Consider the following 24616-nt stretch of genomic DNA (forward strand, 5'->3'; position numbering starts at 1 on the left):
AGCCTCTAGAATGGTCGGCATGACTTCCGCACAGCACTTTGACCTCGTCATCATCGGCACCGGGTCGGGAAATTCAATCCCCTCTCCTGAGTTCGACGATAAATCCATCGCCATCATCGAAGAGGGAACCTTCGGTGGAACCTGTCTCAACGTGGGCTGCATCCCGACGAAGATGTACGTCTACGCTGCCGACGTTGCACTCGCCGCGCGCGAGGCCACACGTCTTGGGCTCAGCGCCCACGTGGATGCTGTGGATTGGGAGGGCATTGTCGAGCGCGTATTCCACAACCGCATTGATCAGATCGCCCGCGGTGGCGAAGAGTACCGCCGCGGCGAGGAAACGCCCAATATTACAGTCTTTGATCAGCACGCTCGGTTCATCGGACCAAAAACCCTGCAGGCCGGCGATGACATCATCACCGGTGACAATATTGTTATTGCTACCGGCTCACGCCCTGTGCTGCCCGAACCTTATGCCAGCTCTTCCGTGCCGGTCCACACCAACGAGGACATCATGCGGCTTGAGAAGCAGCCGCGCAGCCTCATTGTGGTCGGCGGTGGCTACATCGCCATGGAATTTGCTCACGTCTTCGATGGCCTGGGCACCGAAGTGACCGTGGTCAACCGTTCGGAGAAGCTCCTCCGCTTCCTCGACGAAGACTTAAGTTCCCGGTTCAACGACATCGCACGCGAGCGTTTCGACGTCCGCATTGGCACCACCACAGCACTAGAGGAAACCGCAGACGGTGTACGTCTAACCTTGGATAGCGGTGATGTCCTCGAGGCAGAAGCCATCCTCGTGGCCACCGGCCGCCAACCCAATGGCGATCAGATGGATCTTTCTACCAGCGGCATTGAAATGCACGAGGACGGGCGCATCAAGGTCGACGAGTTTGGTCGCACCACCTGCGAGGGTGTGTGGGCTCTCGGCGATGTCTCCTCCCCCTACATGCTCAAGCACGTAGCCAATGCGGAGCAGCGAGCAGTCCAGCACAACCTGTTACACCCAGACGATCTCCAGCCAATGCCGCATGAGCACGTCCCAGCGGCTGTCTTCACCCACCCGCAAATTGCGACGGTAGGACTTACTGAGGCACAAGCCCGCGAAGAGGGCTATGACGTCACGGTGAAGGTGCAGAACTTTGGCGACGTTGCCTATGGCTGGGCTATGGAAGACACAACGGGCATCTGCAAGCTGGTAGCTGACCAGGGCACGGGCAAGCTCCTCGGCGCCCACCTAATGGGCCCACAAGCCTCCACTCTTATCCAGCAGTTGATCACTGCCATGGCCTACGGCCTTGATATGCGCGAGTTCGCCCGCTCTCAATACTGGATCCACCCGGCACTGCCAGAAGTAGTGGAAAACGCAGTTTTGGGACTAGAGTGGCAGGAGTGAAAGTTACATCAAATTGAGTGATCTTTTTCACATTGCCGTTAAACTAATTTCACCAAAAGCCCTGAACCCCACTACAAGCGCCGCTTAACGCCACCAACATCTGCCAGCAATCTTTCAGGATTTCACCCATTTTGGGGGTGGTAGGCGCGGAGGCTTAAAAGAAGCTTCAAACCGACGTGCATTTTCCCTGACCGTTGGCTAGGTTAAGTACGGACACCGGAACGAGCCGCTACTCTCTACCGGCTCAGTGTGTTTTGGGGATACCAAAATAATCCCTATCCCTGTAAATCAAAGCCTCCCAATCCGGAGGCTTTGCACGTACGACACTAAGGACTTTTGATATGCGTATCCGCAATGCAGCCATCGCCGGCGCTACTGCTCTCGCTGTTACTTTCGGCGGCTCCACCGTCGCTTTCGCAGAGGACACCAACTCCTCCGCTCAGGAGAACACCAGCCCCTCTTCCCAGGAGAACTCCAACTCCTCCGCTTCCAAGGAAGGCGCCAAGGGCGAGGCTTCCCTGTCCTCCAAGATCGGTGACACCTGGTTCAACAAGGGCGAGAACGACAACAAGACCACCGAGGCTGACGGCCGCGCTATCTTCGGCTCCTCCAAGCACGAGAACTGCGATGCCAACGAGACCAAGGAAGAGTGCACCCGCCTCAGCGACCAGCCGACCTGGGCCAAGGCTTTCTACGGCCTGGGCATCGCTAGCGCTATCGCTTCCGTAGCTGGCTTCATCGGCGTTGTGTACAACTTCTTCGTCCACGGCCCGTCCTTCTAAGACGTCTCCCCTACACACTTTTTCCGAAAGGCTTAAATTTCATGCGTAACTTCCGCACCGCCGCCGTTGCTGCCGCAACCGCTGCTTCCGTTGCTTTCGCTGGCACCTCCGTTGCTTTCGCTGCAGAGAGCCAGAACGAGAACGAGAACACCTCCTCTTCCCAGCTGTCCTCCGCAATCGGCGAGGCCAACAAGGACAAGTCTAACGAGACCCTGTCCTCCAAGATCGGCTCGCAGCTCGAGAAGGACAAGAAGGTCTCCGGAGAAGACCTCCTCGGCAAGGAGACCAAGGACGAGACCAACCCGGCTTGGGCCAAGATCTGGCGCGACGGCACCTACGCTGCCCTCGGCACCGCAATTGCAGGTGCCCTGTTCGCTGCCTACAACTTCGCTGTGTCCAACAACATCGTTCCGGCACACGTGCTGGACCCGATCTTCCGCCGCTAATTAAGTTGCGGGTACGCTGACTAACTCAGCGGATTTCACGAGCGCCCATCCTCTTGTTGTAAGGATGGGCGCTTTCGCATGTCTTGGCTGTCTATTGGTGAGCTGTCGAAATCCTTTCATTCTCTTAAGCCTTACTGAGCGATTTGCTGCAGATGTTTGCCCAGCAGCGGGATTTGGCGGGCTCAAGTAGTAATCACCTAAGAATGGTTTCGTTCCTGTGAATCCTGCCAATGTTTACGCTAGAATCGCTCAAGTGACTTGGGACACCCTATAGTTATTCCAGTTCCTACGAGGTTTAAAAGGATTCACACTATGTGCATTCGCAAGGCCACCATTGTCGGTGCTACCGCTCTCGCTGTTGCATTCGGCGGCACCACCGTTGCTACCGCTGCAGAGGACAGCAGCAACGATTCCGCTTCCAACTCTTCCGCATCTGCTGGTGAGCAGCAGGGCACCCAGAAGGCAGGCGGCTCCTCCGCACTGGGCAAGGCGCTCGAGGCTGACAAGGAAGCCAACGGTCAGAACATCTTCGGTCAGAACTCTTCCATCTCCAGCGAGCCGAAGTGGGCACAGGCCCTCGCTGGCATCGGCATCGTCGCCACCATCATCACCATCGCCGGTGGTCTGGTTGGCCCGGCGCTGAACTACCTCAAGTTCGGCATGTAGTTCTCCCCTTCCCCCTTCTAACCCACTTTTTGAAAGGCTTTACCCAAGATACGTAATTTCCGCACCGCCGCCGTTGCTGTTGCAACCGCCGTCACTGTCGCCTTCGCTGGCACCACCGTAGCTTCCGCTGCTGAGGCTGTTCCTGGCTCCGACCTGACTGACCAGCAGGTTCAGGAGGAGCTCCAGAACGACGCTACTTCCTCCGAGATGTCCTCCGCACTCTCTTCTGAAGGCAATGGCTCCCTCTCCTCCAAGCTGGGCGGCGTGACCGACGGCAACATCACCGGTAAGGGTGCTGACGCCTTCGGCTCCACCAAGAACCCATCCCAGGTTCCGCAGTGGCTGGACCTTTGGCGTGGTGGCACCATCGCTATGGTTGCCGCTGCTGCTGTTTCCCCCGCTGTCGCCGCCTACAACTACGCTGTGTACTCCGGCACGATTCCGGACTACGTTGGCCAGGCCCTCAAGAACGCCTCCTTCTAGTCACGTTCATTGCTGGCAGCACAAAGCCCTCCGCCTCACCGTGTATCGCACGGCAGGCGGAGGGCTTTGTTTCGTTCTGGCAATGTTTAAGCGCTCGGCGCTTAAATATCGGCGCCTAAACGCTAGGCCTCATCCGGAAGGGTGAGGATCTCGTTACCATCATCAGTAATCACGATGGTGTGCTCGAACTGGGCGGTGAACCGGCCATCGGTGTTCTGGACGGTCCAGCCGTTATCCCAAATCTCATAGTCCAGCGAGCCCAGATTAATCATCGGCTCGATGGTCAAGGTCATTCCAGGCTCGAGGATGTCACGGTAGGTCATGGAATCATAGTGCAGCACAACCAGCCCGTTGTGGAAGGTGGGGCCTACACCGTGACCGGTAAAGTCAGTGACCACGTTGTAGCCGAAGCGGTGAGCATAAGACTCAATGACGCGTCCGATGACGTTAATCTCACGGCCGGGCTTGGCGGCCTTAATGCCGCGCATCATCGCTTCCTTGGTGCGCTCCACCAGAAGCTTGTGTTCCTCGGTGACGTTGCCGGCGAGGAACGTAGCGTTGGTATCGCCGTGGACACCATTCTTGAACGCAGTGACATCGATATTGACGATGTCACCGTCCTCAATCACCGTAGTATCCGGGATGCCGTGGCAGACAATCTCGTTGAGGGAGACGCAGCAGGATTTCGGGAAACCCAGGTATCCCAGCGTCGACGGGTACGCGCCGTGGTCACACATATACTCGTGCGCAACGCGGTCAATCTCATCCGTGGTCACACCGGGAGCCACTGCCTTTCCTGCCTCCTGAAGGGCGTTGGCGGCAATCCGGGAGGCCTCACGCATGGCCTCAATAACCTCCGGGGTCTGCACGAATGGCTCGCCCTGAGCTTCCTGAACCGTGTCCTTCCACACGTACTCGGGGCGCTCAATATCCTTCGGTACCTTGCGGATTGGGGTATCTTTTTCTTGTTTCAGCATCGCGCGCTTAGTCATAACTACTCATGGTAGCCCTCTTGCCCAGCACCCGACAAAGAGCACCATTGGCGCGCTAAGGAGCACGCGCTACTGCTCTTGTGCGGAAGCAACCTCGCCGTGGCCTTCCGCGCGGAGGGTATCTAGACGCTGCAAGAAATTATCAGTGATGTTGACCGAAATCGTCGAACCACCGCCCAGAACGACGAGCGTTGCGAACGCAATGTCATCATCCCGGAATCCGGTGAACCAGGCGTGCGAGCCGCCGTTGATTTCCGCCTCACCGGTCTTGCCGTAGACAGTCCCCTGGGCCTGCATTCCTGCGGCGGTACCGCTCGCCACTACCTGGCGCATCATGTCTCGCACTTGAGCCAGAGTTTCCTCGCTGGGCGCGGGAACCTCCTCGGAAACCTTGGTTTCGCGTGACTCGATGAGCGTCGGCGTCGGGGTCTTGCCTGCCGCAACTGTCGAAGATACAAGGGCCATGCCAAAGGGAGACACAAGGTCCAGGCCCTGACCATAGCCAGCTTCCGTGCGCTCCAGTGGAGTCTCGCCCTCGGGGACGGAGCCGGTGAGCGTCGACAGCCCCGGTACCTCATAGTCGATGCCCAGGCCATATTGCTTGCCCACGTCGCGCAGCTCTCCCTTCGGAAGGTCCGTCGAGATCTGCGCGAAGGTGGTGTTACAGGATTGCGCGAAGGCTTGGCGCAGCGGCACCGAGCCCAGGGAAAAACCGTTGTAGTTGGTCACGGTGCGCCCATACAGGTCCATGGTTCCGGGGCACGGCACAATGGAGTCTGGCGAAAGGCCTTGCTTGTCGACGCCCGCCGAAGCCGTAATGATCTTGAACACCGATCCGGGAGGGAACTGGCCTTGGAGGGCGATATCACCCTTCTTATCCGCCTCCGGGGTTTGGGCCACGGCAAGTATCTCGCCCGTGGAGGGACGCATGGCCACGATCATGGCCTCATACTCGGGGCGCAGATTGACCGCTTCTTGGGCGGCACGCTGGACGTCATAGTCCAGCGATACTTTGACGGACGGGGCCGCCTCGGGTTCGTGATACTCGACGTCGGAAAGCGCGGCGCCGTGCTCGTTGACTACCGAGACGGACCAGCCATTAGTCCCGTCGACGTCCTCAGAGACCATCGCCCGCACGCGGGCGAGGATATCCGGGGCCAAGCCGGTATCGCGCGTGATAAGCGCGGGCTCCTCGTTGAAACGAATCCCCTTCTGATTCTCCAGGACCGGGCGCAGCCGCGCTGCCTGAGCCTCGTTGAGCATGGTGACCGAGTAAGCACCATCGACCTCTTCGAGGTTTTTGGCGAGCTCACCAGAATCAATTTCGGGGAAGGAATCATCCTCCTCATGCGCCTGGCTCAGCGCGCCGGATACTTTTGCGGCGACGGGGCGGGGATCGTCTACCGCGTCGGTGTCGACGACGAGGCGGTATTGCAAACCCGGAGACATCAGCTCCACCCCATCGGAGGAGACCACGCCAGCACGTTTCGGCGCGATCGATCGCAGCTCAAGGTGCTGGTGCGCACCGAGCTCAGGGTGGATGATGCTGGGCTGCCAGCGCACGGTCCAGTCTTTATCCTTGCGTGTCAAGGCCATAGACGTGTCATAGCGCAAGGAACGGTTGCGCGGCAAGGTCCACGTCACTGAATAGTGCGCGGTCGCCTTGGCTTCCTCTTGCTCAACGTCGGTCAATTCAACGTCGAGGCCCTCTGCTTGCAGGCCCGCGAAGGTTGCGTCGAGGGTGTTCGTGGCGGTGGTGCTGTCATCAACGAGCTGCGCTAGGTCCTCATTGTTGCGGGTTTCCATGTCTTCCAGGAATTGCTCGGCAACTGGGCGTGCGGACACCGGCTTGGGGGTGCATCCCACCAAGGACGACGCCGCGATGCTTGCCGCACCGAGCAGCGCCACGAACTTCTTCATGCTTGGGCAGCGTAGCAGCATGGGGCGGCTAGACGGCCACCCCACACCGCAGGCGGGCTACTTGGTAACGCGGACCTCAGCCTTGGCGCCTTCCACGGCTTCCAGGCCCTGCTCTTCTGCCAGACGCATTGCCTCTTCAATGAGTGTTTCCACAATCTTGGACTCCGGAACGGTCTTGATGACCTCACCCTTGACGAAGATCTGGCCCTTGCCGTTACCGGAAGCTACGCCGAGGTCAGCATCGCGGGCCTCACCCGGGCCATTCACCACGCAACCCATAACGGCCACGCGCAGCGGGAATTCCATACCGTCAAGGCCCTCGGTGACCTCGTTGGCCAGCTTGTACACGTCCACCTGTGCGCGACCACAGGACGGGCAGGAGACAATCTCCAGCTTGCGCGGGCGCAAATTGAGGGACTGCAGAATCTGGTCACCGACCTTGATCTCTTCGACCGGGTCCGCGGACAAGGACACGCGGATGGTGTCACCGATGCCTTCGGCAAGCAGGGCACCGAAAGCGACCGAAGACTTGATGGTGCCCTGGAATGCGGGGCCGGCCTCGGTAACGCCGAGGTGCAGCGGGTAGTCGCACTGAGCGGCGAGCTGGCGGTAGGCCTCCACCATGACGACCGGGTCATTGTGCTTTACGGAAATGACGATATCGCCATAACCGTGCTCCTCGAAGAGCCCGGCCTCCCAGAGTGCAGACTCGACGAGAGCCTCCGGAGTGGCCTTGCCGTACTTCTCCATGATGCGCTTGTCCAGGGAGCCTGCGTTAACGCCAATGCGAATCGGAATACCAGCATCGCCGGCTGCCTTAGCTACCTCCTTGACGCGGCCATCAAATTCCTTGATGTTGCCCGGGTTAACGCGGACAGCGGCACAGCCGGCATCGATGGCGGCGAAGATGTACTTGGGCTGGAAGTGAATATCGGCAATCACCGGGATCGGGGACTTCTGCGCAATTGCTGGCAAAGCCTCCGCATCCACAGTCTTCGGACAAGCTACGCGAACAATATCGCAGCCACTGGCGGTCAGCTGAGCAATCTGCTGAAGGGTGGCGTTGATGTCATGCGTCTTCGTCGTAGTCATCGACTGCACGGAGATGGGGTGGTCAGAGCCCACGCCAACCTGGCCGACCATGAGCTGACGCGTCTTGCGGCGCGGCGCCAAGGTGGGAGGTGGGCCGTCGGGAATACCAAGACCAATAGGGGTCGACATGTGTGCTCCTTGCTAATTGGGTTTTAACGCCCCTACTCTAGCACCGCGCACGACAGCGGGAGCAGGCAGCCAGATCACTAGCCAAACAGCCGAATTGGGTTGACCACGTCCGCAATCATGATGAGCGCACCCACCGCCATAAGAATGAAAGCCAACACATAGGTCACCGGCATGAGCTTGGTGTAATCCGCCGGGCCCTTCGGTTCCTTGCCCATGAGACGGCGCAGGGCATCACGGATCTTTTCGTAGAAAATCACGGCGATGTGACCGCCATCAAAAGGCGGTAGCGGAATGAGGTTGAACAACGCGAGGAAGAAATTGAGGGTGGCCAGCATCATAAAGAAGGAGGACCACAGACTGCGCTCCACCAGCTCGCCGCCCACACGGGAGGCGCCCACCACGGACATAGGCCCGTTGACATCACGCTCCTGCCCGAAGATAGAAGCCACCACACCCGGAATCTTTGCCGGGAATTGGGCGATGCCCTGGACGGTGGCGTTCAAGGCATATCCCGAGTAGCGCGCGGTGGCCGGGATAGCGTCGACAAAGGAGTAGGTCTCCCTGATATCGATAATCTGGTTGGTCATGCCGATGGCGCCGACCTTCACCAGCTGTCCCTCCGCGTTGAGTCGAGTCACCGTAGCAAGCGTGATATCGAAATCACGCGCTGCACCATCGCGCTCGACGGTGAGGGTGACGGTGTCACCGGGGTAGTTCATGACGGTATCGCGAAGCTGCGCGAAGGAGTCCATAGTCTCGCCGTTGAGCGCGACAACGATATCCCCCGGCTCCACGCCCGCTTCACCGGCTGGGCCCAGGCCCTGGCAGGGTTCTAATTCACCCTCGGCATTCTGGTTCACAGCACAGGAGACCTTCCCTACGCGTGGACGAACATCCGCGTCTGGGTTAGGCAGGCCGGTGGTCATGGCAATGATCAGCAGGATAATGAATCCCAACAGCAGGTTAACCGTGATACCGCCGGCCAGAACGATGATCCGCTGCCACGCCGGCTTCTTATACATGGCATAGGGCTCTTCTTCCTCCGTGAGGAACTCATCCTGCGCCGTCATGCCCGCGATATCGCAAAAGCCACCCACTGGAAAAGCGGCAAGGCCGTATTCGGTGTGGCCACGTGTAAAGGAGGCGACGCGCGGCCCAAAGCCGATAAAGTAGCGCCGCACTCGCATCCCGAAGGCACGGGCGGTGAACATGTGGCCCGCCTCGTGTAAGGCAACGGTGATGCCGATCCCCACAGCGAAGAGGACTATACCGAGGACATTTGCCATAAAATAGGGGGCTTTCTAACGAGCGAGCGAATCCACCAACGCATTAGCGCGACGGCGGGCCTCACCTTCCACGGCGAGGACATCATCGACGCTAGAGGGTACACCAGCAAACTCTGAGGCCTCACCCACGACGTGGCTAACCACGTCAACAATTTCCGGGAAGTGAATGCGGCCCGCCAAGAAAGCAGCTGCCGCTTCCTCGTTCGCGGCGTTGTACACGGCAGCGTGGGTACCTCCGGCAGCGGCCACCTCACGGGCAAGGCGAACGGCCGGGAAGGCTTCGTCATCGAGCGGCTCGAAGCGCCAATCATGTGCGGCGGAAAAATCTAACGCCGGCTGTGCGCCTGGCACGCGGTGCGGCCAATCCAACGCCAAGGAGATCGGCAGCTTCATCGACGGCGGGGAGCATTGTGCAATCGTGCAGCCATCGGTGAAGGTGGCCATGGAATGCACGATGGATTGGGGGTGGACGGTGACGTCAATGAGGTCCGGGTGGACGTCGAAAAGCAGCGTCGCCTCAATGAGCTCAAGGCCCTTATTCACCAACGTCGCCGAATTCAGGGTGTTCATCTGCCCCATCGACCACGTCGGGTGTTGCGCAGCCTGCTGCGGGGTGACATCCCACATCTCCTCGCGAGTCCACCCGCGGAAAGGACCACCGGAGGCGGTGAGTACGAGGCGCTCGAGCTCCACACCGCTGCCTGCGCGCAGGCACTGCGCCATGGCGGAATGCTCGGAATCCACCGGGATGATCTGCCCCTCCCCCGCCAGGCGGGTCACGATGGAACCACCAGCAACGAGGGATTCCTTATTCGCCAACGCCAACAGCTCACCCTTCTCCAAGGTGGCGATGGTGGAGGCCAAGCCCATGGAGCCCACAAGCGCGTTGAGGACCTTATCGGTGTCCACCGCCTTGACCAGCTCCTCGGCAGAGTCTGGGCCCGAAAGCACGGTGCCACCGAGGGCCTCGGAAACGGTGCGTGCCGCATCGGGCTTGGCGACGGCCACGTGGTCAAACGAAAGGTTGAGGGCACGAGCCTGCTCAACGACGAGCTGCGGGTTGGAACCGCCGGCGGCGATACCCACGACTGTGAACTTATCCGGGTTATCCGCGATAACGTCCAGAGCCTGGGTGCCAATCGAGCCAGTAGAGCCGAGAATAAGAATGCGTTGGGTACTCACCCTCTCAACCCTAGCCGGTCAACCCAAGCAAGAGTCGTGAGCGCTGCGCTAACGATAGTCGGGGGTGTTTAATCGCGGTTATCGGCAGGATCATTTAAACTACTACACAGAATAACTGGCATTTTTCGTGCACTCGCTCGAATCAATTAGTTCTAAGCAGGGCGAGCTGCATGTACACGCAAAGGAGAGCAAGTGTCTTCCCACAAGCCGGCATCGCAGGTTTTCGACGGCGTATCCACCGATGACGTCCCGTCCGCAGGTTTCGGTTGGTCCCGCATCAGCCGCTCGGGCGTACAGATCGCTGGTTGGACGTCCGTCGTGTTCCTGCTTGCTTATAACTTTGGTAACCACAAGGGTCACGTGGAGACGATCTGGCTCTTCGCCCTGGCAATCCTGATTGCCCTTGGTCTGGTGATTTACGCCCTGCAGCCAAAGCTCTCCCAGGTGCGCACCCTGACCGCCCGTAACAAGCCGGTGGGCCACGAGGAACCGGATTGGGCATATGAGCAGAAGACCGTTCACAACGTCTACGCTTCCCTGACCGATGATGAGCTGCGCGCCCTCAACATTGAGCCCTCCCGCATTGCTCACCTCCGCGGTGTTTCCGAAGGCCGCCACGCCGCCAAGCCGGTGACCAACTAAAGCTTCTTCGCTTTAAACAAAGCTCCCTTCCCGCAGTTCATGAATGGACTGCAGGAAGGGAGCTTTTTCTGTCTGCCCTTGTCCCCTAGCTCACGTAACGGTTGACCTTGGCGTAGATTTCCGGCGTCCGCTCTTGTGCCTTGTTTCCAGCGAACCGCCAGACCCCGGCGTAGACAAGCGACGGAACCAGCACGGAAACAATCAACGCGGTATACAACAACCAGCCGCCACGCTCATAGGCGAGGGCAGAAACCACGATGCCAGGAAGCGCGGGCCCCCACACCAACAGCATGCCGACAAATGCAGTGAGAAAAGCACCAGCAGAATAGCCAGACTTATCATTCCACCGGTTCTGCCCAGGAGCGGACAAGGGATAAGGGTTAAGCACGGTCAGGCCCAAACCCACCGCCGCGGTGGAGATGAACACGCCTATGGCCACAGCTGTGCTCAACAAGCCCAAGGTGAAGTTCTCGCTAAAGACAAGAGCCACTACGGCGAGCAGAACAAACCCAATATAGGGAATAGTCACGTGTGCGAGGTGACGCGCATGAAGGATGGTGCGCGGGGCAACCGGCGCCACCATATGGACCCAATTCGATGGCCCATCGAAGCCATAATCATTAGCCAAGAGAGATGAGAGCACAATTGCGCTGAAGCACAGCATGAAATAGGCGGTGAAATCATCGCCTCTCCACAACTGATAGAGCGTCAGCACGCCAAACAAAGGCATCATGTACAGCATGCCTGTTTGCCTCTTATCACGGGTGAGATAACGCAACGCGCGGGTATATTCCATCGCCGCAGGGCTGGAATAAGACCACGCGCCCAACTCCAACTTGGATACGCCCTTTCCTGTCACCTCGCTGGCTACGTCACCACCCGCTCCCGGATTGCGCATGAGACCAGTTATCTGACGGGACCACACCCAGCCCAGCAGCCCAAGGCTAGCCACCGCGATGAGCAGTTGGGCTAGGGCGGTGAGGAAGTGACCGTCGGCAAGCGCGAGCGTCCACCCCACCCCTGCGCCAAACGGGGTCCAGGCGCTAACGGCACCCACGGTGTGAAGAGGCGGCAAAGACTCCAAGACACGCTGCGCTTGCAGCATGCCAAAGACCAGCAGGCCCATAACCACCATCGCCGCGATTTGGGTACGGGATTTCTGGGAATCTGCGATAACGGAAGCCACTTGGCCGAGACATTCGCCGAAAATGATGGTTGTCGCGCACGATAAAACCATGCCCACAACGAAGGGCACTGCAGCCCACCCAGGCCCCGTCAGAATAAGAAAGACACTTCCGATGACCGCATACACTAGGGAAAAGACAACCGACATGATAGCGCGGGTAGTCAGCAGACCCGACAAGAAAAGGCCCGGAAGAACCTCGCGGGAAGTCAGAGGAAGAGCTCCTAAGGTTGTCGGACTCAGTTGCTTCTCCCCCGCCGGCATGAAGAGAGCGAGGAGTACGTAGATGAGCATGCCGCCTGCCACCCCGACGGTCAGCGCTTGGTAACCGTGGCCCGGAGTGGTGATATCGGAATACACCATGAATGCGAGCGACAGGAGGCCGAGTGCCCCGTAGATCAGCATCATAAGCCCCATGATGAGCGTCGACGGATTGGAGGCAACGCTGCGCCACCACAGGGTGCGGTGAAGTCTGAACAGAGTAGACGTCATTCGCGCTCACCCGCCGCTTGCGAGCGCAGCCACCCAAACTTCGAGGCGTCCAGGTCCCGTCCCCCAACGGCCGCGATAAACAGATCACTGAGGCTTTGGCCCTGTCGAACAGCGTCGACGTGACCTGCGGTGATAACTTGTCCGCCGTTGATGATGGCCACGTGGTCACACAGCCCCTCGACGAGCTCCATGACGTGTGAAGACAAAATGACCGTCCCGCCACGCGAGGCATAGGCGCGCAGCATCTGCTGGATGAGGCGTCCGGAGACCGGATCCACTGCTTCCAGCGGCTCATCCAAGATGAGCACCTCCGGGTTGTGCAGGACGGCTCCCGCCAAGAGGATCTTTTTGGTCATGCCGGCGGAGTAATCCGCGATGCGCTTATCAGCGGCCTCGGAGAGGGAGAGGGCATCGAGAAGCTCCTGCGCACGGCGCAACGACTCGGAACGTTCCAGTTTGTGCAAAGCACCGAGGTAGTGCAAATATTCCGCGCCCGTCAGGCGATCAAAGACCGGTGCCCCATCCATGAGCAAGCCCATGGCCTGCTTGGCGGGAATGGGCTCCTCCCACACATTGTGACCAGCGATGAAGCTCTGGCCCGAATCGGGGCGCTGGAGACCACAGGCCATGGTCAACATCGTGGTTTTACCCGCGCCATTCGGCCCCACTATCCCGTAAATGGAACCGCGCGGGACGTCCAGGTTGAGGTGGTTAACGGCGATCTGAGAACCAAAGGACTTACGCAAATCGCGCACAGCCAGAGCCTGGGTGCGCGGATCAGCGGCTAAGTCCTCACGATAAGGATGAGTCATAAGCATTAACGGTATCAAGAACCATTAATGCTTTGTTCTCCGGAAAAACTATTGTTAGGAAACTGTAAGCAGGGCCCTTACGCGGTCTCGCGCTCATCAGCGGCGAGCTGGCCACAAGCCGCAGCGATTTCATCACCCTTGGTATCACGCACGGTGCAGGGCACGCCCTGCGCGATGACGCGGCGAACGAACTCGTCCTGGCGCGCCTTCGGGGCAGCGTCCCACTCCGAGCCTGGTGTGGGGTTGAGCGGAATGACGTTGACGTGAACCTTAGAGCCCAGTGCCGCATGCAGCTTCCGGCCCAGCATGTCGGCGCGGAAATCCTGATCGTTCTTATCGCGGATCAGCGCATACTCGATGGACACGCGGCGGCCAGACTTGTCGGCGTAGTACTTAGCGGCATCGAGCACCTCCTCAACTGGCCAACGGTTGTTAACCGGCACGAGGGTATCGCGCAGTTCATCGTCCGGGGTGTGCAGGGAGACTGCGAGGGTGCAGGATAGATCCTCATCCGCGAGCTTACGGATGGCCGGGGCCAGCCCGACCGTGGACACCGTGACATTACGCTGGGAAAGGCCGAAACCGGTGAGTTCAGAGCCGGTAATCTGGCGCACCGCGTGGACCACGCGCTTGTAGTTGGCCAGCGGCTCGCCCATACCCATGAAGACAACGTTGCTGAGACGTCCGCCCTCCTCTTCCATGAGGCGGGCGGCGTGCCTAAACTGCTCCACGATTTCCGCGGTGGACAGGTTACGGTCCAGCCCGCCCTGGCCGGTGGCACAGAATGGGCAGGCCATGCCGCAGCCAGCCTGGGAGGAGATACACAGGGTGGCGCGCCCTGGGTAGCGCATGAGCACGGACTCCAACAGGGTGCCATCGTGCAAACGCCACAGGGACTTGGTGGTTTCCCCATCGTCGGTGGAAGTCTGCCGAATGGGCTCCATGAGCGTGGGGAACAAACGCTCTTGGACCGCCTCGCGGGCGGCGGCCGGGATATCCGTCATCTCGGAAACATCGGCGGTGTGGTGGACGTAGTAGTGCTTGGCCAGCTGCTTTGCCCGGAACTTGGGCAGGCCAAGTTCCGCGAGCGCCTCAATGCGCTCGGCCTCGGTCAGGTCCGCGAAGTGCTTCGGGGGTAGCCCGCGGCGCGGAGCGGAGAAATTCAGTTTCAGTGGTTCAGCCATGGTAGAGCCCATTTTCCACGTTTTCGGCCACATTATCCAATCTAAGCTCTGCTGGAGTGGCGAAAGTGACATCTCAACCTATTTAATAGATGCATGACGAATCCAGAAAACTCCCCTGAGGAATTCCGCACCACCACCCCGGCCGAGGAGCCGCTGACTAATTACACCGCGGAAGCCCCCGCCACCGAAGGCTCAGTAGAGCCGGTTCCAACCACGACGGATTATGAGAACAAGAATGATGGCAAGGTGAAGGGCTCCTTCGCTGCCAGCACGTGGATCGCCCTCATCGTGGGCTTCCTGTTGCTCATCGTCCTCATTATCTTCATCCTGCAGAACCAGCACCAGGTACCGTTGAACTTCCTTAACTGGTCCGTTCAGTTCCCGGCGGGCGTCACCTACCTGATCTGCGCCATCGCCGGTGCCCTCATCATGGCCCTCGTCGGCGGCTGGCGCATGTTCGAGCTGCGCCGCCAGGTACGCAAGCAGGCTCGTCGCTAAATCTAAGGTGCAAGGGTGGTGAGGAAGCTCATCGCCACCCAAGTCACCATCGCGGAGGGCAGCATGCCGTCTAAGCGATCCATGATGCCGCCGTGCCCCGGCAGCAGGGCGGACATATCTTTGATTCCCAGTTCGCGCTTGAACTGGGATTCCACCAAGTCACCGAGCGTGGCGCAGAAAACCAGCCCCAAGCCCATGAGCGCGCCTACCCACGGCTTGTGGTGAAGAAGGAATGCGAAAGAAAGCGCACCGGTAAGGGTGCCGAAAACTACAGAGCCGGCAAATCCTTCCCACGACTTCTTGGGGCTTACCGCCGGCGCCATGGGGTGCGAGCCAAACATCACGCCGGCGATGAAACCACCGGTGTCTGAGGCGACCACGCAGAGCATAAACACGACAATCGACGCCGCCCCCGAGGCGAACGGCGTTTCCACCCGTGAGAGCATCGCGGCAAACGTGCCAAACAAAGGGATCCACGTCAACACGAAAATGCCCATCGACATATCACGAAGATAGTTAATCGGCGGGCGGTGCCTTCCGTTATGGAAGAGGCGACCAAACATGAGGGCTAGGACCGCGACCACATACACCGCAACAAGGCCCGGGGCATTGAGAAACCACGAGACCCACAGCATCGCTTGGCCAAGAACGATCAGCAGGGTGCGTGGGACATAGTAGGAGTGCTCCCGCAACCGAGTGAGCACTTCCCACATGCCCAAGCCCACCGCGGCGGCGACGACGAGGTACCACACAAGAGGCCCAGCCCACACCGCAAAGACGACGAGCGCGCCTAGGCCAACGCCGACAGCAATTGCCGCGGGCATGTCACGCCCCGCAGAATTCTTGGGTTTGGGCATCCGACTCGAGTGCTCAGTGCTCACGCATGCTCCTCATCTCATCGTGGGTGGTCTGGCTCTACACAGAAAAGACCGCCGTGCTGGCCCGTGCCTGGCGCGGCGGCAAATCAAAGCGCTAAAAGTGCGGAGGCTAGACCTCCATGAGCTCCTCTTCCTTATTGGCGACGAGCTTGTCCACCTGCTCGATGTAGCCGGAGGTAATCTTTTCCATTTCCTTCTCGGCAGCGATAACCTCGTCCTCGCCGGCGTCACCGTCCTTCTGCAGCTTCTTGAGCTGCTCCATCGCACGGCGGCGGATGTTACGGATAGCAATCTTGCCGTCCTCACCCTTGCTCTTGGCCATCTTGACCATGTCGCGGCGGCGTTCCTCAGTGAGCTGCGGGATGGTCACACGCAGCACCTGACCGTCATTGGTCGGGTTCACGCCCAGATCCGAGTTGCGGATTGCGTTCTCGATCTCGTTCATCACGGACTGCTCATAAGGCTTGATAAGCAGCATGCGCGGCTCTGGGACCGAGATGGTGGCCATCTGGGTAATCGGGGTCGGTACACCGTAGTACTCAGCAACCAGGCCATTAAACATAGCCGGGTTGGCACGGCCAGTGCGGATGGTGAGCAGCTGCTCGCGGGTGTGCTCAACCGAAGCGGTCATGTGCTCTTCAGCTTCGAGCTGGATCTCGTCGATCATGAGGGTTACAACTCCCTTGAAATAGTCAAAAGTACTGGGAAAGAATTTAGCAGGTCGCGGCCTATTTGTACTAGGACTGGACCAGCGTGCCGATCTGCTCGCCGTTGACAGCGCGCTTGATATTGCCTTCTGTGAGGAGGTTGAAGACCAAAATCGGCATATTGTTGTCCATGCACAGGCTAAATGCCGTGGCATCAGCCACCTTGAGGTTCTTCTCAATGACCTCGCGCGGGGTGATTTCGGAGTAGAGCTCCGCGTCCGGGTTGGTGCGCGGGTCGGCGGAGTAGACGCCGTCGACAGCCTTGGCCAAGAAGAGGACCTCCGCACCAATCTCCAGGGCGCGCTGCGCCGCGGTGGTGTCGGTGGAGAAATACGGCATGCCCATACCGGCACCGAAGATAACTACGCGGCCCTTCTCCAAGTGGCGGTCGGCGCGCAGCGGCAGGTATGGCTCCGCAATCTGCGCCATGTTGATGGAGGTCTGCACGCGGCAGTCAATGCCTTGCTGCTTGAGGAAGTCCTGCAACGCCAGGGAGTTCATGACGGTGCCCAGCATGCCCATGTAGTCAGAGCGAGCGCGGTCCATGCCGCGCTGCGAAAGCTCGGCACCACGGAAGAAGTTACCGCCACCGATAACGACGGCGATTTCAGTCCCCTGCTTCGCCACCTCGGCGATTTGGCGGGCAACATTTTCTACAACATCAGGATCGATGCCGACCTTTCCACCGCCGAACATCTCACCGCCCAGTTTGAGCATGACTCGCTTGTATCCGGTTCGCTTCGGTTCAGGGGTAGTCACGGTCTTCATCGTCTCCTTCACGCATGGCGACGCTTCAGTTAAGCGCTTGAATAATTCTGTTCCATCTTAACCATAGGAAGGCGCAGTCATATATTCAGCTGCGTGCGGCCCCACCCTCAGGGGCGGGGACAAAACGATAAACTCCCTCCCCCAGGTTTCTTCCACCGAGCACACAGCCCTGAGGGAGAAAGAGGAAGAGGGAGCACTCGCAGTCACTGGGCTCTGAACCCGGACTGCGCGAGTCTCAGGAAGGCTTAGGCGCCTACCTCGTAGCGGACGAAACCGGTGATGGTGGTGCCGGCCTCGTCTGCGACCTGCTTAACGGTCTTCTTGGAGTCAGACAAAGAAGCCTGCTCAAGCAGAACCACAGACTTGTAGAAGCCGTTGAGGCGGCCTTCCACGATCTTCGGCAGGGCTGCCTCCGGCTTGCCCTCCTCGCGGGTGGTGGCCTCAGCGATCTCGCGCTCCTTCTCCACGATCTCAGCCGGAATGTCCTCGCGGGTGAGGTACTCAGCGTTCATAGCTGCAATCTGCAGCGCGACTGCGTGAGCGCCTTCTGCGTTGCCCTCGTAGGACACCAGGACACCCACTGCCGGCGGCAGGTCAGCGGAACGCTGGTGCAGGTACACAGCTACGTTGTCACCCTCGATGGTGACAGCGCGACGAGCCTGCAGCTTCTCGCCGGTCTTTGCGGACTCTTCGTCAACGACCTCGGAAACCTTCTTGCCGTCGATCTCCAGGTTGTTGAGCTCCTCACCGGAGTTGACCTTGGCCTCACCGGCAGCCTCAGCGATCTTGGAAGCGAAGGACTTGAAAGCCTCGTTCTTGGCCACGAAGTCGGTCTCGCAGTTGATCTCCACCATCGTGTTGCCGGAAACGGCGATCAGGCCCTCGGTAGCCTCACGCTCAGCGCGCTTGGACACATTCTTTGCGCCCTTGATGCGCAGGTACTCAACGGCCTTGTCATAGTCACCCTGGGACTCGTCGAGAGCCTTCTTGCAATCGAGCATGCCGGCGCCGGTGGCCTCACGCAATGCCTTTACGTCTGCAGCAGTGTAGTTCGCCATAGTTGGAGCGATCCTCCTTGGAATTAAACGGTATTCGTTGAAACAGCGTAGCCGAATCACTACCACCACGTCGCGTTGAGGGGGTGGTAGTTTTTCGCCACTCCCCCAGCGGAGGGAAACCTCTGCGTGGTGTTTCAACCCTCTAGTGTGTCACGTGCCTTAGCGAGCTAAGAAAAACACGTGAGAAAAAGCCCCCATCGCCGCGGCCACTGTGGGCCGTGCGGTACGGGGGCTTAAGGTATGCAGATTACTCTGCGGACTTCTCGGCGTCCTCAGACTTCTCTGCGGAAGCCGGGTCAGACGCAGCGGCAGCCTCAGCAGCGTCGCGGGCGTCCTTCTCAGCGGTGTCGCCGGCAGCTTCCTTGGCCTGAGCAAGCTGGCGCTCCTCGCGGGCCTTCTTGCCCTCGTCCACAGCGGTGGCAATGATGCCGGAGAGCAGCTTGGTGGCGCGGATAGCGTCGTCATTGCCCGGAATCGGGAAGTCGACCTCATCCGGATCACAGTTGGTGTCCAGGATGGCGACGACCGGGATGTTAAGCTTCTGAGCTTCCTTGACCGCGATGTGCTCCTTGTTGGTGTCAACAATCCACAGTGCGGACGGAGCCTTGGTCATATCGGAGATACCGCCCAGGACGCGCTCCAGCTTGGTGCGCTCACGGGTCAGCATCAGAACTTCCTTCTTGGTGCGGCCCTTGTAGCCGTCCTCAGCCGCATCCATAGCCTGCAGCTCCTTCATGCGCTTCAGGCGCTTGGAGACAGTCTGGAAGTTGGTGAGCATACCGCCGAGCCAGCGGTGGTTCACGTACGGCATACCAACGCGGGAAGCCTCTTCAGCAACGGCTTCCTGAGCCTGCTTCTTGGTACCAACGAAGAGGATGGTGCCGCCGTGCGCGACGGTTTCCTTGACGAACTCGAAGGCCTCATCGATGTAGGTCAGCGTCTGCTGCAGGTCGATGATGTAGATGCCGTTACGGTCGGTGAAGATGAAACGCTTCATCTTCGGGTTCCAGCGACGGGTCTGGTGACCGAAGTGGACGCCAGCGTCGAGGAGCTCGCGCATGGTTACGACTGCCATGTTTCGCTCGCTTTCTATATGTTGTTTCGGTTTTGCAAGATTATGCGGTGTTTTATTCCGCACCCTAGCAACGAAGGCCCTGGTTAACACCCCATCATCCTGGGGACCACGTCAACCACGGACTGTCTCTTCCTTAACCCAGGAAGCGACTACTTCGCCGCGCGTAGTCAATCCATGCGGAGCCCTTCCGGGTATTAAACACAGACTGCTGTGGGCTAGCTTAGTACTGCACACGCGCTGATTCCAAACGGCGCGACCGTTTAATCACCGTCGGTTTGTTGACAACCACACGAAGCTTTTCCCTGGCGCACCATGGGTTACTTCTTTAACACGTTATCCACAGGTCGACCGCACCCCCTTCCCTCGAGCCGCGCTCCCTCGCAGGCTTGAGGTCATGCGTTACCGTCTACTTTGTTTATCTGCCCTGCTATGCCTCTGGGCTGCGCTTGCCGACTTCCCCCTTGCCGCCGCCTTCGTCGACCCGACCACTGGGGAACCGGTTGCTTCGCGTGTCTTGCGCGGCTTCGAGCCTCCTGAGAAGCGGTGGATGGCCGGGCATCGCGGTGTGGATCTGGACCTGCCCGTCGGCGGTAAGGTGCGTGCCGCTGGCGACGGCGTTGTGCACTTCGCCGGCTCCATAGCAGGCAAACCGGTCCTTTCGATTGCTCATGGCAACGGCCTGCGCACCACCTATCAACCGGTGTTTGCGCGGGTTAAGAAAGGTGACCAGGTGCAGGAAGGAGACGTCATCGGAACGCTCGCCCCGTCCGTGGATGGCTATCCGGGGCTACACTGGGGCGCAATTAAAGGTCGCGAGGACTACATCAATCCACTGGACCTACTCGGGGAACCTGTCATTCGCCTCAAGCCCGCGGGTGGGAACGAGCGTAGACGTCCTTAAGACGCTGGGCGGAGACGTGAGTGTAGACCTGCGTGGTCTGCAGTGACGAGTGACCAAGCAGCTCTTGCACGATGCGCAGATCCGCTCCGCCCTCGAGCAAGTGGGTAGCTGCCGAGTGGCGCAAACCGTGCGGGGTTAGCCCCGGTGCCCCCGTCACTTGGGCGGCGCGTTCGACGACGCGGCGGACCTGACGCGCGTCGATGCGCCCTCCGCGCGTGCCCACAAACACGGCTTCCGTCTCGCCGGCAAGCTCGGGGCGCCCTGTCTTCAGCCAAGCGCAGAGCGCATCATGAGCCGCATCCCCGAAAGGGACAACGCGCTGTTTATTGCCCTTGCCGGTCACGCGGGCAGTGCGGCGCGACAGGTCGATATCGCCGACGTCGAGGCCGACGAGCTCAGCCACGCGCACACCGGTGGCGTAGAGAAACTCGAGCATGGCGCTATCGCGCAAGAAGTGGACTTCGTCGGTAGAGACGGCATTGCCCATCAACTCCCCCGCCGCGGTGGGTGACATCACAGTTGGCAGGTGTTTGCCCACCTTGGGGGTGGCAAGGCGCTGCGCCACATCCGATTCTAAATAGCCTTCGCGCGCGGCCCACGTGGAAAAAGCGCGCACCGCGGCGGTGCGGCGTGCCAGGGTGGAGCGGGACTTGCCCTCAGCAACGGCGTGGGCCAACCATTCGCGCAGTGAGTTCAGAGTAAATGCTGCGAATTCCGGGACTTCCGGTGCCAACAGGCGCAAGTCAGAGCAATAGCCCCGGACGGTAGCTTCGGAGCGGCCGCGAACGATGCGCTGGTATTCTGCGAAATCCTCGATCGCTTCCTCGAGCTGTCCCCCCACGTGCCGCTCGCTACTGCCACTTTCACCACTCATGTCTCATGAGTGTACTCAGGTGCGCTGCCACATCGCGCCCGAGCGGGTGATCACCCCCATCTTTTGCATGGCCACGAGCAGGTGAATAGTCAACGCCACCCGCATTCCTGCAGCCGCCGCGATATCTTCTGCGCTCGCACCTTCCTCCGCGCTTTCCGGCGGAGTGGAGTCATATATCCGAAGCTCATTGCGGGACAAACGCTGCACCGCAGTCGGCTGAAACTCCAGTTCATACTGGCCGGCCACGTCCACCTCCCCCGCCTTGCCAACCAAACCCCGCACTTCATCCGCAGAGGCCACCAACTGAGCCCGCCCATCCTGGATACGTTGATGGCACCCCAAGGACCCAGACGTGGTGATGGGCCCTGGCACTGCCATGGCAACCCGGCCCAGTGCTTCCGCCCAGTTCAACGTGTTGAGCGCTCCTGAGCGGAATCCGGCTTCGACCACCACGGTGCCGCTCGTCATCGCCGCCACAAGGCGGTTGCGGGATAGAAAGCGAAAGCGCTGCGGCCGCGTGCCCGGCGCGAACTCAGACACGATGCATCCTTTCTCGGTGATTCTGTCAAAGAGCTTTGCATTGCGTGCTGGGTAAGAGATGTCGATGCCGCAAGCCGCTACCGCCACCGTTAGGCCTCCTGCATCCAGCGCGGCTTCGTGGACTGCCGTATCGACGCCGACCGCCCCGCCGGAAACCACAGTCCATTGGTGGGAGGCAAGGCCGCTAGCCAGAAGTGAGCCGGCTTCCCAGCCATATCGGCTCACCGCACGTGTGCCTACCAATGCCACCGATTGGGATACCGTTTCGCGCAGGTTCCCTCCCCGGATCCACAGGCTGTGAGGAGGAAACGCTTGGTCATCAAATGTTGCTGGGGCTTCCACCATTCCTTGGTGGTAGAAGCCAAAGGCTCGCGAAAACTCTTCTCCCGGCCACTCCGCATCCGCGGGTGTTATCAGTCGTGCCCCCACCGCTTCCGCGGCGGCGAGGTCTTCTTCTTGCCGCAGCCAGTCGCGCCGCGAAGCCGTCGCCTGCCGCAAGGGGCCGATCCAGTCCTCGCCCTTGTAGATTCCCCGGGCGATCTCCTCAGCCGGGTATTGACTCAGCAGCCCGTGGAGGGTTGGTGAAGGCCCCTCCACAACGCGGTTAAGGTAGGCCCACGTGTGCCGGGTACTCGATAGATTGAGCTCGCTCATGCTGCCAGCCTCTCGATGGTTCCGGCACCGCGGAGATCCAGCGCCCGACTGACATGGTCCAGCTCGGGGCGTGCGGAGCCATCAAGGTCTGCCAAAGTCCATGCCAGACGAAGCACCCGATCTACTCCACGTTGGCTCAGCTCACCTTCCGCTAGATAAGCGGAAAGCATAATCATCGCCGATTCCGCCGCCGAGCGGTGGCGCCTCAGATAAGAAGCGGACACGGCACCATTGACCACGCTCCCCAACCCGTCAGCCTCCCACCGCGCTTTCATCCGTTCCCGGGCGGCAGCCACGCGCTGCGCTATGTCCGCGGAGCTTTCCTCCCCTTCGGCATGAAGCACTGCGGACTGCCCCGATAGTGACACGATGATGTCGAGGCGGTCCCGCAGCGGCCCTGAAAGGTTCGACAGATAATTCATTCTGTCTGCCGCACGGCACTCGCAGCGCGCTGGTTCTTCGGCCCCACACCGGCAGGGGTTCGCGGCTAATACCAGTTGGAATTGTGCAGGGAAGATGACTTCTCTGCTCGCTCGCGTCAGGCGCACCTGCCCTTCTTCTAAAGGGGCGCGCAAACTATCGAGAACCTGCGCTGGAACCTCACTAACTTCATCGAGGAAGAGCACACCATGGTGGGCTAGGCTCACCGCGCCTGGTCGCGGGCGCCCCGAGCCGCCACCGATCAGCGCGGCCCTTGTCACCGAAGCATGCGGTGCTATGAAGGGAGCACGAGAAACGGCGGTGCCAACGGTCCCAGCCACCGAGTGGATGGCTGTGGCTTCTACTGCCTGCTCCGTGCTCAAGCGCGGCAGGATGCCCGGCAAGCGCGAAGCAATCATCGATTTTCCAGAGCCGGGCGGTCCCACCATCATCACGTGGTGACCGCCGGCGGCAGCGACTTCTGCCGCCCACTTGGCTTCTTTCTGGCCGGCGACTTCGCTGAAGTCTGCGACCTGTTCGCGGGCAGGCGCTGCCGCGTGTGCGATGAGACGCGCATCCGGCAGACAATCGCTCCCGCACGCCCAGGCAAAAGCATCCCACAGGGTTTCGGCCACGAGGACTGTCATTCCGGGCACCAATGCCGCCTCCGCCGCATTGCCCACAGGAATGATGAGGGTGTCATAGCCTTGCGAGCGCGCGGCCAGGATCGCCGGGATGATGCCAGAAACTGGGCGCACTTGCCCGTCCAATCCCAGCTCGCCGAGGATGAGCGCCCCGCTGAGCCGACTTCTCTCACTCTGCCCGGCCGCTAGGATTGCCAAAGCCATCGGGAGGTCAAAGTGAGCCCCGGCTTTAGGCAGCGACGCCGGCGACATGGACACCACGACCTTCGTCTTAGGCCATGGCAAATGCGAATTGCTCACCGCGGTGCGGATACGATCTCGCGACTCAGAGATCGCAGCATCCCCCAGCCCTACAACGTGGATTCCGGGAAGTCCGGGGCCAACGTTGGCCTCCACTGTGACCACTCGGGCCAGGACTCCATCTAGCGCAATCGTGTCGCACCTACCGAGAGCCATGATCGACCCCCTGGAAATATTCCACTTCGAAGGCTTCCCCCGACTTCGCCCCAGTGGCCACGAGCCCAAGCACATCAAAACGAACCTTGCTTAATGCCTGGTTCTCACTCCGCGCAGTACTCAGCCACTGCGCGGCTGCTTTGCGCAGGCGCTTTAGCTTGCGTGGGGTTACCGCCTCCGCGACTCCAAAATTGCGGGTCGCCCGAGTCTTTACTTCGCAAAAGACAATGGTCCCATCGCTCTCGCGCACAACGAGATCGAGCTCGCCCACGCGGTAGTGAACGTTTGCGGCAATGACCTGCGCCCCGCGTGCGCGATAAAAGTCAGCGGCAAATTTCTCCCCTGCTTTTCCTAGCGCATCCGCGGGGCGAATGGTCTGCCCCACGGTCGGTGAGTGCAGAGAGGTTGCTAGATTTCTTGTCACTATGGTGCTCCTTGGAATTGAACGTGTACACA

Annotated in this window: 25 protein-coding genes; 8 read left to right on the forward strand and 17 right to left on the reverse strand. The window is 60.1% G+C overall.

Going from position 1 to position 24616, the window contains the following annotated elements:
- The first annotated feature begins 10 nt into the window (after window positions 1–10).
- From mtr to CAURI_RS08090, 5 genes are all read left to right on the forward strand, one after another.
- The gene (gene mtr / locus CAURI_RS08070) at window positions 11–1396 is read left to right on the forward strand and encodes a mycothione reductase (RefSeq protein WP_010190357.1); all 1386 of its coding nucleotides are present in this window, start codon (window positions 11–13) and stop codon (window positions 1394–1396) included.
- A gap of 341 nt (window positions 1397–1737) precedes the next feature.
- On the forward strand, window positions 1738–2178 hold the full coding sequence (locus tag CAURI_RS08075; protein ID WP_010190359.1) for a hypothetical protein: 441 nt from the start codon (window positions 1738–1740) through the stop codon (window positions 2176–2178).
- Window positions 2179–2219: 41 nt separating this feature from the next.
- On the forward strand, window positions 2220–2624 hold the full coding sequence (locus CAURI_RS08080; protein ID WP_010190361.1) for a hypothetical protein: 405 nt from the start codon (window positions 2220–2222) through the stop codon (window positions 2622–2624).
- 312 nt (window positions 2625–2936) lie between these two features.
- Window positions 2937–3290 carry a hypothetical protein gene (locus CAURI_RS08085; RefSeq protein WP_010190363.1) on the forward strand — a complete coding sequence of 118 codons (354 nt, stop codon included), beginning with the start codon at window positions 2937–2939 and terminating at the stop codon, window positions 3288–3290.
- A gap of 207 nt (window positions 3291–3497) precedes the next feature.
- The gene (locus CAURI_RS08090) at window positions 3498–3773 is read left to right on the forward strand and encodes a hypothetical protein (RefSeq protein WP_010190365.1); all 276 of its coding nucleotides are present in this window, start codon (window positions 3498–3500) and stop codon (window positions 3771–3773) included.
- A gap of 122 nt (window positions 3774–3895) precedes the next feature.
- On the opposite strand, the gene map is transcribed toward CAURI_RS08090, so the two are convergent.
- The 5 genes from map to dxr form a co-directional block, all read right to left on the reverse strand.
- A complete protein-coding gene (gene map / locus CAURI_RS08095) occupies window positions 3896–4765 on the reverse strand; it encodes a type I methionyl aminopeptidase (protein WP_010190366.1) in 870 nt (289 codons plus the stop codon).
- 69 nt (window positions 4766–4834) lie between these two features.
- On the reverse strand, window positions 4835–6685 hold the full coding sequence (locus tag CAURI_RS08100; RefSeq protein ID WP_010190367.1) for a penicillin-binding transpeptidase domain-containing protein: 1851 nt from the start codon (window positions 6683–6685) through the stop codon (window positions 4835–4837).
- A 57-nt stretch (window positions 6686–6742) separates the two neighbouring features.
- The gene (gene ispG / locus CAURI_RS08105) at window positions 6743–7906 is read right to left on the reverse strand and encodes a flavodoxin-dependent (E)-4-hydroxy-3-methylbut-2-enyl-diphosphate synthase (RefSeq protein WP_010190368.1); all 1164 of its coding nucleotides are present in this window, start codon (window positions 7904–7906) and stop codon (window positions 6743–6745) included.
- A 77-nt stretch (window positions 7907–7983) separates the two neighbouring features.
- A complete protein-coding gene (locus tag CAURI_RS08110) occupies window positions 7984–9192 on the reverse strand; it encodes a M50 family metallopeptidase (RefSeq protein WP_010190369.1) in 1209 nt (402 codons plus the stop codon).
- A gap of 15 nt (window positions 9193–9207) precedes the next feature.
- Window positions 9208–10374: a 1-deoxy-D-xylulose-5-phosphate reductoisomerase gene (gene dxr / locus CAURI_RS08115; protein WP_010190370.1), complete on the reverse strand. Its 1167-nt coding sequence runs from the start codon at window positions 10372–10374 to the stop codon at window positions 9208–9210.
- 192 nt (window positions 10375–10566) lie between these two features.
- Between dxr and CAURI_RS08120 the strand changes: the two genes are divergently transcribed.
- Window positions 10567–11016, forward strand: a complete 450-nt coding sequence (locus tag CAURI_RS08120) for a DUF2631 domain-containing protein (RefSeq protein WP_010190371.1) — start codon at window positions 10567–10569, stop codon at window positions 11014–11016.
- An 85-nt stretch (window positions 11017–11101) separates the two neighbouring features.
- On the opposite strand, the gene CAURI_RS08125 is transcribed toward CAURI_RS08120, so the two are convergent.
- From CAURI_RS08125 to rlmN, 3 genes are all read right to left on the reverse strand, one after another.
- Window positions 11102–12691 carry a hypothetical protein gene (locus tag CAURI_RS08125; protein WP_012715113.1) on the reverse strand — a complete coding sequence of 530 codons (1590 nt, stop codon included), beginning with the start codon at window positions 12689–12691 and terminating at the stop codon, window positions 11102–11104.
- Entirely contained in the window at window positions 12688–13509 is an 822-nt protein-coding gene (locus CAURI_RS08130) for an ABC transporter ATP-binding protein (protein WP_010190373.1), read from the reverse strand. Before CAURI_RS08130 ends, CAURI_RS08125 begins: the two co-directional genes overlap by 4 nt.
- A gap of 71 nt (window positions 13510–13580) precedes the next feature.
- On the reverse strand, window positions 13581–14687 hold the full coding sequence (gene rlmN, locus CAURI_RS08135; RefSeq protein ID WP_010190374.1) for a dual-specificity RNA methyltransferase RlmN: 1107 nt from the start codon (window positions 14685–14687) through the stop codon (window positions 13581–13583).
- Between the two features lie 93 nt (window positions 14688–14780).
- Between rlmN and CAURI_RS08140 the strand changes: the two genes are divergently transcribed.
- Window positions 14781–15185 (forward strand): LapA family protein, encoded by a 405-nt coding sequence (locus CAURI_RS08140; RefSeq protein ID WP_010190376.1) that lies wholly within the window; start codon window positions 14781–14783, stop codon window positions 15183–15185.
- A gap of 2 nt (window positions 15186–15187) precedes the next feature.
- On the opposite strand, the gene CAURI_RS08145 is transcribed toward CAURI_RS08140, so the two are convergent.
- The 5 genes from CAURI_RS08145 to rpsB all read right to left on the reverse strand — a co-directional run bounded on the left by CAURI_RS08145 (window position 15188) and on the right by rpsB (window position 19671).
- Window positions 15188–16042 (reverse strand): phosphatidate cytidylyltransferase, encoded by an 855-nt coding sequence (locus CAURI_RS08145; protein ID WP_174878629.1) that lies wholly within the window; start codon window positions 16040–16042, stop codon window positions 15188–15190.
- 130 nt (window positions 16043–16172) lie between these two features.
- Complete coding sequence (gene frr, locus CAURI_RS08150; protein ID WP_010190379.1) at window positions 16173–16730, reverse strand: ribosome recycling factor; 558 nt, start codon at window positions 16728–16730, stop codon at window positions 16173–16175.
- A gap of 70 nt (window positions 16731–16800) precedes the next feature.
- Complete coding sequence (pyrH, locus tag CAURI_RS08155; protein WP_010190380.1) at window positions 16801–17538, reverse strand: UMP kinase; 738 nt, start codon at window positions 17536–17538, stop codon at window positions 16801–16803.
- A 245-nt stretch (window positions 17539–17783) separates the two neighbouring features.
- Complete coding sequence (gene tsf / locus CAURI_RS08160) at window positions 17784–18596, reverse strand: translation elongation factor Ts (RefSeq protein ID WP_010190381.1); 813 nt, start codon at window positions 18594–18596, stop codon at window positions 17784–17786.
- A 247-nt stretch (window positions 18597–18843) separates the two neighbouring features.
- Window positions 18844–19671, reverse strand: coding sequence for a 30S ribosomal protein S2 (rpsB, locus tag CAURI_RS08165; RefSeq protein ID WP_010190382.1), 828 nt, complete (start codon window positions 19669–19671; stop codon window positions 18844–18846).
- Window positions 19672–20065: 394 nt separating this feature from the next.
- Here rpsB and CAURI_RS08170 point away from each other — a divergent pair, with 394 nt between their 5' ends.
- The gene (locus CAURI_RS08170; protein WP_012715115.1) at window positions 20066–20572 is read left to right on the forward strand and encodes a M23 family metallopeptidase; all 507 of its coding nucleotides are present in this window, start codon (window positions 20066–20068) and stop codon (window positions 20570–20572) included.
- Here CAURI_RS08170 and CAURI_RS08175 read toward each other — a convergent pair.
- Genes CAURI_RS08175 through CAURI_RS08190 form a run of 4 tightly spaced genes read right to left on the reverse strand, consistent with a single transcriptional unit; the run spans window position 20535 to window position 24584 of the window.
- Window positions 20535–21446 carry a tyrosine recombinase XerC gene (locus CAURI_RS08175; protein WP_012715116.1) on the reverse strand — a complete coding sequence of 304 codons (912 nt, stop codon included), beginning with the start codon at window positions 21444–21446 and terminating at the stop codon, window positions 20535–20537. The two genes, CAURI_RS08170 and CAURI_RS08175, sit on opposite strands and share 38 nt — an antisense overlap.
- A 15-nt stretch (window positions 21447–21461) precedes the next feature.
- On the reverse strand, window positions 21462–22640 hold the full coding sequence (gene dprA, locus CAURI_RS08180; protein WP_010190389.1) for a DNA-processing protein DprA: 1179 nt from the start codon (window positions 22638–22640) through the stop codon (window positions 21462–21464).
- Complete coding sequence (locus tag CAURI_RS08185; RefSeq protein WP_010190390.1) at window positions 22637–24160, reverse strand: YifB family Mg chelatase-like AAA ATPase; 1524 nt, start codon at window positions 24158–24160, stop codon at window positions 22637–22639. The genes dprA and CAURI_RS08185 overlap by 4 nt, the downstream gene beginning before the upstream one ends.
- The gene (locus CAURI_RS08190) at window positions 24147–24584 is read right to left on the reverse strand and encodes a YraN family protein (protein ID WP_010190391.1); all 438 of its coding nucleotides are present in this window, start codon (window positions 24582–24584) and stop codon (window positions 24147–24149) included. The genes CAURI_RS08185 and CAURI_RS08190 overlap by 14 nt, the downstream gene beginning before the upstream one ends.
- Between the last annotated feature and the right edge of the window lie 32 nt (window positions 24585–24616).

The sequence above is a fragment of the Corynebacterium aurimucosum ATCC 700975 genome (assembly GCF_000022905.1).
In the GTDB taxonomy this organism is placed as follows: Bacteria; Actinomycetota; Actinomycetes; order Mycobacteriales; family Mycobacteriaceae; genus Corynebacterium; species Corynebacterium aurimucosum_F.